We start from the raw sequence: 8636 nt of genomic DNA on the forward strand, positions 1-8636 counted from the left end.
GAGCGCAGGATCAGCGCGTGCGTGTGTCCGCCCCCGACGAGGACGAGGTCGCGGACGAGCGGCAGGTCTGAACGATTCATCGGAATCCTCCTTGAACCGTCCTCCTAGCATCGCCGTCTGCGGGCGCCCAGCGCGGGGCCGCTAATCGCGCGGCGAGATCAGAACAGCGTGATGTCCTCCTGCGGCTTCCGCGGGACCGCAACCGGGCGTTCCACCGGCACCTCGGTCGGGTTCTCGACGAGCAATTGCCGCACGCGCCCCGTCATGGGCCACATGCGGATGCGGCGCGCGGCCTTGCCGGACAGGCTTTCGCCGACGATCGGAATATTTTCCTCGGCCAGGAATTCGCGGGCGAAGGCGGCGTTGGACGAGCCGATGTCGCGCAGCTTCTCGTTCATGCGCGCGCCGCCGAAGATCTTCGCCTGCAGCCGTTCCTTGCGCGCACCTTGCTTGAGCAGGCCGTTGATCAGCAGTTCCATCGCGTAGGTGCCGTAGCGCATGCTGACGCCGCTGCCGTCGCCGCCGCTGTCGCCATACGGCAGAAGGAAATGGTTCATTCCGCCGATTTGCCTGACCGGGTCGTGAAGACAGACCGCGACGCAGGACCCCAGCACCGTGGTCAGGATCACGTCGGGCTTGTCCGAGATCTCGAAGTCGCCCTGGACGACGTTGATCAGCTGCTCGTGACCCCCGATCATGCGCTACGCTCCATCCGGCGGGCGGGCGGTCGCAGCAAGGCGCCCGAAATCGCGTCGAGCGGCAGAACGTCGGTTGCTGCGTCCAGTTCGATCGCCGCGCGGGGCATCCCGAACACGACCGAGGTCTCCTTGTCCTGCGCGATCGTGTGCGCACCGGCGTCGCGCAGCGTCTTCAGTCCTTCGGCGCCGTCCCGGCCCATCCCGGTCAGCAACGCCGCGGATACGCGCCGCGCGAACGGCGCGGCGGAGCGGAAGAAGACGTCGACAGACGGCACATGACCGCTGACGGGCGCCGAGGCGCCGAGTTCGACCTGCGGCGTGCGTCCCGCCGCCATCTGCAGATGCGCCTTGATGCCGGCGCCGATCAGCACCTCGCCACGCCTCAGCGGCGTCGCTTCCGTCACCAGCCGGACGGTCGCGCGGCATTGGCGGTCGAGCAGTGCGGCGAGGCTGACGCCGAAGCCGGCGCCGGTATGCTGCACGATCACGGTCGGCGGGCAATCCGCCGGAAAATTCTTGAGGATCGCCAGAAGCGCATCGACTCCGCCTGTGCTGGAGCCGATCAGGATGATGCGATCGACCGCCGTCGCCGTGGCCGCGGTCGATGCCGCGCCGGGGGACTTCATCGGCATGGACCGGCTGCGCGTGATGGTTTGCAGATGCGACTGCAGCTGTTCGGCCGACGTATCCGCGGCCAGCGCGAAAAGATCGGACTTCGACGACAGTGCCGACGGCAGCGAACGGCCGGCCCCGCCGCCGGATTTCACCACCAGCCAGCGCACGTCCAAGGCGGCGAAGAGCGCCCGCATGACTTCGAACTCGGCCTGCGCCGACAGGGCTTCCGCGATGAGGATCACGTTGGGCGCGCGCAGTTCGATCTCGGTGTAGGTGTCCATGAGGTCGCGCGTGCGCGCCACGAGGCGGAAGCCCGAAAGGGACGCGACCTTTTCGCTCATCCTTTGGCGAACCGCGTCGTCGGGAATGGCGACCATAACCGTTTGCATGCTTTTTCCAGACGTAATGGATGTCGTTGGCAGAACGTCAGAACAGTTCGGGTTGCCCCCGGCTCACTTTAGTTTCTCCCACGCCGCGAAGGCGATCCCGCAATGCCCCGATCGGAATGGTTTCGATGGCGCCGGGTATCCGGATATCGAGGCACTCGACGGTCTCGTCCGACAGGCAGGCGAAGTAGCCGTGCAGCGCGTCGAGCGACTGGACGATGTGATCGATATCCTGGAGCGAAGCGATCTCGTCTGACGTCAGCTCGGCGTGACTGCGCGAGAAGATGCGCTCGATCTGGCCTTCGATCGACTTCAGGCGGACCTGGAGGACATGGAGTTCCTCGGCCCCGACCCTGATCGCGCCTTCGATGCTGCCCGGTCTCTCAACTGCCCCGGTCATAGCTTGCCGACAACGCTTTCGATGCACTGCTTCATCGACGCCGAGGTGAATGGCTTCTTGATCATGTTGTTCAGCCCCAGCGCCTTGGCCTGGCCGACCATGTCGGGGGTCGGCCGCCCGGTCACCAGGATGAAGCCCAGCTTCTGCGTCGCCTTCTGCGTCCGCACGGCCTTCAGAAGACCGAGGCCATCGAGACCGGGCATGTTGTAGTCGGATAGCACCAGATGGACAGGGGTCTTTGCCAGACGCTCGAGCGCCTGCCGTCCGTCGTTCTCGGTGATGTAGTTCTTGATGCCGATCTCATCCAGCGCCTGCGTGATGAGGCCACGACTGGTCGCCATGTCGTCGACGACCATGACTTTGAGGGAATCTTTGAGGCTCATTTCGTGCTCCATCCTGACGAAGGCTGACCATTTTTTTGGTATGTCGTGACGCCCGTGATCTTCAACGTTTCAGAGGCGGGGCCAGTTAACCGTTCAGAGTGCCCAATGAAGAGATATCCACCGGGCAGCAACAGGTTGGCGAAATTTGTCCAGACCTTTTGCTGCGTTTCCATGTCAAAATAGATCGCAACGTTTCGGCAGAAGATCGCATCGAACGGCCCCTTCACGGGAAGGGGCTCGATCAGATTGAGTTCTCCGAACGTTATCAATTTCCGAATGTCGGGCGATACGGTGTAACTCTCGCCCGCATCGGGTTTTTCAAAGTACTTTCCGAGATATCCGGCGGGCAGCTGCCCCACGTTGTCCTTGCCGTATCTACCCTGCTTCGCGCGCTGCACGACCTTCGGGTCTATATCCGTCGCAAGGATCCGCAGGTCGAACGCGCCGGTGTTCTGAAGGCCTTCCAGAAGCGTCATCGCGATCGAATAGGGCTCCTCGCCGGTCGAACATCCCGCCGACCAGAACCGCACCCGTTTCGGATTCCCTGGCTTGCTCGCGAGAGACGGGACAATGTCCTTCCGCACCGTTTCGAAATGGTGGTTCTCGCGAAAGAACGCGGTGACGTTCGTGGTGAGGGCCGAAATCAACTCCAGTCGCTCACCCAGATCGTTCGTCTTTTCCACAAGATCGATATAATTGTTCAGGCTGCCGATCTTCAGCGCCGTGAGGCGCTTCGAAATGCGGGAATAGACAAGCGGTTTCTTGGCCGGCGACAGCTTCAGCCCGAACGAGCGATTTGCGAACGCCGCCAAGCGCTCGAATTCGCTGTCGCTGAACAAGACCGCGCCGGCCTCTGGGTGAACGGGGGCGTTCATACGGCCACGCCAATTCCCGCGTCCAGCACGGCATCGAGGTTCACGACCCGCACCATGGTGTCGCCGACCGAGATCATGCCGAGAATGCTGTTCCGCGTCGCCTCGGACTTGATGTCCGGCGTTTCCTGGATCGAGCTCTTCTCCACGGAGAGGATCTCGGACACGGACTCGACCAGCAGGCCGATGGTCGTGCTGCCGACGGCCGCGACGATCACGACGTTCCGCTCGTTGCCGGGCGTGGCCCCCAGCCCGAAGCGCGAGGCCAGGTCGAAGATCGGAATGACCGCGCCGCGCAGGTTCATGACGCCCAGGACATCGTCGGGCGTGTGCGGCAGGGCCGTGACCGGTGTCCAGCGGCGGATCTCGCGGATCTGCGTGATCTCGAGGCAGAAGCTCTGCCCGCCGGTGGAGAAGGTGATGAACTCGAAATACGAGTCCGCTCGGGACTTTTCAGTTTCAGGCATGCCTAAGCTCCATTCTGGCCTGCTGTGCGATCTGGTCGGATGCCGATGGTTGGGCGAGCTTGATGAGCTCTTCGGGATCGAGGATCAGCGCGATCTTGCCATCCCCCAGGATCGTTGCAGCGGATACGCCGCGGATTGCCGCGTAGTTGCTCTCGAGCGACTTGATCACGACCTGGCGCTGGTCGTGGATCGCCGAGACGCGCAGCGCCGTCAGACCCTGCGTCTCGGTCGAGACGAGAAGCAGGATGCCAACTTCCTTGTCGGTCTTCGTCTTGCCGAGACCGAGGTTTTCCGCGACATCGACGATCGGGACGTAGGACCCGCGCACGCTGACGAGGTGCGAGTCGGTGCCGATGACGTGGATGTCCTTGGGCTTGGGTCGGATGGTTTCCAGAATCGACGAGATCGGGATCACCATCGTCTGGTCCGCGACCGAGATCACGAAGCCGTCCATCACCGCGAGCGTGAGCGGCAGGATGATCGTGAACGTCGTCCCCTTTCCGGGCTGCGAGGTGATCGAGACCCGTCCGCCGAGCGCCTGCACCGCGTTCTTGACGACGTCCATGCCGACGCCGCGCCCCGAAAGGCTCGACACCGTACCGGCAGTCGAGAAGCCGGGCAGGAACAGCAGGTTGTCGATCTCGGGCTCGGACAGTTCAGCATCGGCCGGGATCAGGTTCTTCTCGATCGCCTTCTCGAGGATGCGCTCGCGGTTCAGGCCGGCGCCGTCGTCGGTGATCTCGATGAACACGCTGCCCGAGCGGTGCGCGGCCGACAGGCGGATGGTGCCCATCGTGTCCTTGCCGGCGGCGGCGCGAACATCCGCCTTCTCGAGGCCGTGGTCGACCGCGTTGCGCACCATGTGCGTCAGCGGATCGGCCAGCCGCTCAATCACCGTCTTGTCGACCTCGGTCGAGTCGCCGAGCGTGACCAGACGCGCCTTCTTGCCCGTCGCGTCCGAGGCTTCGCGGACGATGCGCGACATGCGCTGGAACAGCGGTTTGACCGGCTGCGCGCGGATCGCCATCACGCCTTCCTGGATGTCACGCGCCAGAAGCTTGTAGGCCTCGAGCTCGTTGGTCAGGTGCGCCACGGTGGGCAGATCCAGTTCCTCGATCCGCTGCGAGATCATCGCCTGGTTGATGATCAGCTCGCCGACGGTGTTGATCAGCCGGTCGACCCGGTCGAGATCGACCCGCAGGGTCGGCTTGGGACCGCGGGGTTCCTTCGCCGAGGATCCCGACGCCGATGCCGGCCCGGACGACGCGCTGTCGTCCGCGGGCGCCGGATCGGGCTCGTCGCTCATGGTTTCGGGCATGGGTGTCTCCTCCGGCGGATCGAACGCCGGCGGGGCCGGCTCCTCGTCCGCCGGTTCTACCTGTGTGTGGGCAGGCACCTCGGTCACGGAAATGTCGATCGTGCACAGGCCTTCGACGAATTCGAAGACTTCGTGCAGCGTCGTCTCGGACTCGTGGGTGACGAGGTCGAGGCTCCATGAGACGCAAGGCTCCGCCGGGTCGAAAGAGTCGAAGTCCGGCAGCCCGCTCGTGTCCATGCTGACCGACAGTTCGCCCAGTTCGGCCAGCGCGTCGAACAGCAGCAGCGGCTCGTGGCCGTTCTCGTAGAGCGCGCGCGTCGGGGTGAACGCGATGCCGAACCGCCGCTCGGCGCCTTCGTCCTCGGCATCGCCGAGGTCGTCGAGCACGATCGGCGCCGCGGCTTCGCCGTCGAAGTCCAGCGTCAGCGCGTCGAAGCTGAACTCCTCTTCCTGGTGATCGGGGCCAAGGTGGCCTTCGAGTTCCTTGATGAGGGCGGCTTCGGTTTCCTGGTTGGCGACTGTCTCGTCACGCGCAGCGCTCACCAGATCCGACAGGTGGTCGCCCGAGCGATGGAACAGGGCCATCAGTTCGCCGGTCACGGCGAGCTCGTTGCTGCGGACCTTGTCCATCACGGTTTCGAACGTGTGGGCGAAATGCACCAGCTCCTCGAGCCCGAAGGCCCCGGCGCCGCCCTTGATCGAATGCACCGCCCGGAAGACGGCGTTCACGATCTCCGTGTCGCCCGGGCTTTCCTCCATCTGGGACAGCCCTTCGACGAGAGCTTCGAGAAGCTCTTCGCACTCTTCGAAAAAGGTATCTCTGATCGAATTGCCGGACATGTCAGTTCACGTGCCCCGTAAGCCGCCGCAGGACCGACACCAGCGAGGCGTCGTCGAAAGGTTTCACGATCCAGCCGGTCGCCCCGGCGTCGCGGGCGCGCGCCTTTAGGTCGTCCGAGCTTTCGGTGGTCAGCACGAGGATCGGCACGTTGGTGCGGTTCGGCCCGCTGCGCAGCGTGTCGATGACGCCGAAGCCGTCCATCCGGGGCATGTTGATGTCGGTGATCACCACGTCGGGATCCACGTCGGGGAAGACTTCGACGCCTTCCTGCCCGTCACACGCCGAATGGAATTCGAAGCCGGCGCCTTCGAGCGACACGCGCAGCAGGTTCCGGATCGTGCGGGAATCGTCGATGGCCAGGACTTTCGTCGTCATTGCGCCGTCTCCTTTTCGAAGTGTTCGGGATTGAGGCCGAGGCGTTGCAGCCCCTCGTGGAAGGAAGGCGCCGTGTCGGTGATCCTGAAATCGATCCCGTCGGTCTCCCACTGTTGTTTCGCGACCAGCAGCAGTTGCAGGCGATGCGAGTCCAGGCGCTGGACGTCACGGGCGGAAATCGTCACCGGCGCATCGCGCGCACCCAGCAGGAACGGGACGAGCGGATCCTCTCCGGATCGCGCGCGGGCCGGTGCAAGTGCATGAAAATGAATATCTGCCATCGCTAACCTGTTTCTGATGATCAAGGCCATCGAACCCGGTGGTCCGCGGCTTGTCCGACGGCTGACAGGCTTACGGGCGCGCGATTAACAAACGGTTCAGCCCGACACCGAGATACGAAGCATTTTCAGCGATTGTCCGGCGTCACCGCAGCCACAGCGGGAAATGCGTCGCGTGATCACCCCGGCGCCGCTCTCGTCGGCCATGCAGCCTCATCACGCCAAAACATTCGTCAGGCCGGGCGCCGCGTTCACGTGACGCGGTGATCGCCGCTTTGCAACGCGCGCGAAACCCTGTATGCGAGGCGCACATCTGAGACAGGGCGCGACGACCCCCGCGCCGTGGGAATGCGATGAAAGGGGTCGGCGGCAATGCGGCCGCCATTGACATGGGAGGACACGGGATACGCCCGTGAGTGCCTCCAGACAGGATACGACGATGTTCAAAGAGACGAAGAAGAGCATGCAGTGGGGCGAGGAAACGCTCACACTGGAAACGGGCAAGGTTGCCCGTCAGGCCGACGGTTCGGTGATCGCCACGCTGGGCGAGACCAGCGTGATGGCCAACGTGACCTTCGCCAAGCAGGCGAAGGAAGGTCAGGATTTCTTTCCGCTGACCGTCCACTACCAGGAAAAATACTATGCCGCGGGCAAGGTGCCGGGCGGCTTCTTCAAGCGCGAGGCGCGCCCCTCCGAGAAGGAGACGCTGACCGCGCGCCTGATCGACCGGCCGATCCGGCCGCTGTTCGTCCCGGGCTTCAAGAACGAAGTGCTGGTGATGTGCACGGTCCTCAGCCACGACCTCGTCAACGACCCCGACGTCGTGGCGATGATCGCCGCGTCCGCCGCGCTGACCATCTCGGGCGCGCCGTTCATGGGCCCGATCGCCGGCTGCCGCGTGGGCTTCGAGGACGGCGAGTACGTCCTGAACCCGATGGCCGAAGACATGCAGTTGCTGCGCAACAACCCCGACCAGCGTCTCGACCTGGTTGTTGCCGGCACCAAGGATGCGGTCATGATGGTCGAGTCCGAAGCCTACGAGCTGACCGAGGAAGAGATGCTGGGCGCGGTTCTTTTCGCGCACGAGCAGATCCAGCCGGTGATCGACCTGATCATCGACCTGGCCGAGGACGCGGCGAAAGAGCCGTTCGACTTCCAGCCGCCGGACTACTCGGCGCTCTATGAGCGCGTGAAGGGCCTGGGCGAGACGCAGATGCGCGACGCCTACGCGATCCTCGACAAGCAGGAGCGTACGCAGGCCGTCGCCGCCGCAAAGGACGCGATCAAGGCCCAGCTGTCCGAGGACGAGCTGGCCGACGCCAACCTCGGTTCCGCGCTGAAGAAGCTGGAATCGACCATCCTGCGCGGATCGGTCGTGAAGAGCGGCAAGCGGATCGACGGCCGCGCGCTGGACGAGGTGCGCCCGATCGTGTCGGAAACCGGCCTGCTGCCGCGCACGCACGGCTCGGCGCTGTTCACCCGCGGTGAAACGCAGGCGCTGGTCGTGACCACGCTGGGCACCGGCGACGACGAGCAGTTCATCGACGCGCTGACCGGCAACTTCCGTTCGAACTTCCTGCTGCACTACAACTTCCCGCCCTACTCGGTCGGTGAAGCGGGCCGCGTCGGCCCTCCGGGACGCCGCGAGATCGGCCACGGCAAGCTGGCCTGGCGCGCGCTGCAGGCCGTCCTGCCGTCGCCCACCGACTTCCCGTACACGCTGCGTCTGGTCTCCGAGATCACCGAATCCAACGGCTCGTCGTCGATGGCGTCGGTCTGCGGTGGCTCGCTGTCAATGATGGACGCGGGCGTTCCGCTGAAGGCACCGGTGGCCGGCGTCGCGATGGGCCTGGTTCTCGAAGAGGACGGCTCTTACGCGATCCTGACGGACATCTTGGGCGACGAGGATCACCTCGGCGACATGGACTTCAAGGTCGCGGGCACCGAGAAGGGCATCACCTCGCTGCAGATGGACATCAAGGTCGCGGGCATCACGCCCGAGA

The 8636-nt window shown here is 64.5% G+C and carries 10 protein-coding genes; 1 reads left to right on the forward strand and 9 read right to left on the reverse strand.

Features of this window, described 5'->3' with window-relative positions:
• Positions 1 to 158: 158 nt before the first annotated feature.
• The 9 genes from ACFDTC_RS15440 to ACFDTC_RS15480 all read right to left on the reverse strand — a co-directional run bounded on the left by ACFDTC_RS15440 (position 159) and on the right by ACFDTC_RS15480 (position 6636).
• Positions 159 to 698: a chemotaxis protein CheD gene (locus tag ACFDTC_RS15440; RefSeq protein ID WP_375259777.1), complete on the reverse strand. Its 540-nt coding sequence runs from the start codon at positions 696 to 698 to the stop codon at positions 159 to 161.
• A complete protein-coding gene (locus ACFDTC_RS15445; RefSeq protein WP_375259778.1) occupies positions 695 to 1654 on the reverse strand; it encodes a CheB methylesterase domain-containing protein in 960 nt (319 codons plus the stop codon). The genes ACFDTC_RS15440 and ACFDTC_RS15445 overlap by 4 nt, the downstream gene beginning before the upstream one ends.
• An 85-nt stretch (positions 1655 to 1739) precedes the next feature.
• Positions 1740 to 2099, reverse strand: a complete 360-nt coding sequence (locus ACFDTC_RS15450) for a hypothetical protein (RefSeq protein WP_375259779.1) — start codon at positions 2097 to 2099, stop codon at positions 1740 to 1742.
• Positions 2096 to 2482 carry a response regulator gene (locus ACFDTC_RS15455; protein WP_375259787.1) on the reverse strand — a complete coding sequence of 129 codons (387 nt, stop codon included), beginning with the start codon at positions 2480 to 2482 and terminating at the stop codon, positions 2096 to 2098. The genes ACFDTC_RS15450 and ACFDTC_RS15455 overlap by 4 nt, the downstream gene beginning before the upstream one ends.
• A complete protein-coding gene (locus ACFDTC_RS15460; RefSeq protein ID WP_375259780.1) occupies positions 2479 to 3321 on the reverse strand; it encodes a CheR family methyltransferase in 843 nt (280 codons plus the stop codon). Before ACFDTC_RS15460 ends, ACFDTC_RS15455 begins: the two co-directional genes overlap by 4 nt.
• 32 nt (positions 3322 to 3353) lie before the next feature.
• Positions 3354 to 3821, reverse strand: a complete 468-nt coding sequence (locus tag ACFDTC_RS15465; RefSeq protein ID WP_375259781.1) for a chemotaxis protein CheW — start codon at positions 3819 to 3821, stop codon at positions 3354 to 3356.
• Positions 3814 to 5979, reverse strand: a complete 2166-nt coding sequence (locus tag ACFDTC_RS15470; RefSeq protein ID WP_375259782.1) for a chemotaxis protein CheA — start codon at positions 5977 to 5979, stop codon at positions 3814 to 3816. Before ACFDTC_RS15470 ends, ACFDTC_RS15465 begins: the two co-directional genes overlap by 8 nt.
• Position 5980: 1 nt before the next feature.
• On the reverse strand, positions 5981 to 6355 hold the full coding sequence (locus ACFDTC_RS15475; RefSeq protein ID WP_375259783.1) for a response regulator: 375 nt from the start codon (positions 6353 to 6355) through the stop codon (positions 5981 to 5983).
• The gene (locus tag ACFDTC_RS15480) at positions 6352 to 6636 is read right to left on the reverse strand and encodes a hypothetical protein (RefSeq protein WP_375259784.1); all 285 of its coding nucleotides are present in this window, start codon (positions 6634 to 6636) and stop codon (positions 6352 to 6354) included. The genes ACFDTC_RS15475 and ACFDTC_RS15480 overlap by 4 nt, the downstream gene beginning before the upstream one ends.
• Positions 6637 to 7072: 436 nt before the next feature.
• Between ACFDTC_RS15480 and pnp the strand changes: the two genes are divergently transcribed.
• A partial coding sequence (pnp, locus tag ACFDTC_RS15485; protein WP_375259785.1) for a polyribonucleotide nucleotidyltransferase occupies positions 7073 to 8636 on the forward strand: 1564 nt, incomplete at its 3' end.

It is taken from the genome of Citreimonas sp., assembly GCF_042096055.1.
GTDB lineage: Bacteria > Pseudomonadota > Alphaproteobacteria > Rhodobacterales > Rhodobacteraceae > Citreimonas.

Excerpts from the sequence above, each read along its gene's own strand:
- ACFDTC_RS15440 (WP_375259777.1), bottom strand. The coding sequence starts at position 698 with ATGATCGGGGGTCACGAGCAGCTGATCAACGTCGTCCAGGGCGACTTC.
- ACFDTC_RS15445 (WP_375259778.1), bottom strand. The coding sequence starts at position 1,654 with ATGAGCGAAAAGGTCGCGTCCCTTTCGGGCTTCCGCCTCGTGGCGCGC.
- ACFDTC_RS15450 (WP_375259779.1), bottom strand. The coding sequence starts at position 2,099 with ATGACCGGGGCAGTTGAGAGACCGGGCAGCATCGAAGGCGCGATCAGG.
- ACFDTC_RS15455 (WP_375259787.1), bottom strand. The coding sequence starts at position 2,482 with ATGAGCCTCAAAGATTCCCTCAAAGTCATGGTCGTCGACGACATGGCG.
- ACFDTC_RS15465 (WP_375259781.1), bottom strand. The coding sequence starts at position 3,821 with ATGCCTGAAACTGAAAAGTCCCGAGCGGACTCGTATTTCGAGTTCATC.
- ACFDTC_RS15470 (WP_375259782.1), bottom strand. The coding sequence starts at position 5,979 with ATGTCCGGCAATTCGATCAGAGATACCTTTTTCGAAGAGTGCGAAGAG.
- ACFDTC_RS15475 (WP_375259783.1), bottom strand. The coding sequence starts at position 6,355 with ATGACGACGAAAGTCCTGGCCATCGACGATTCCCGCACGATCCGGAAC.
- ACFDTC_RS15480 (WP_375259784.1), bottom strand. The coding sequence starts at position 6,636 with ATGGCAGATATTCATTTTCATGCACTTGCACCGGCCCGCGCGCGATCC.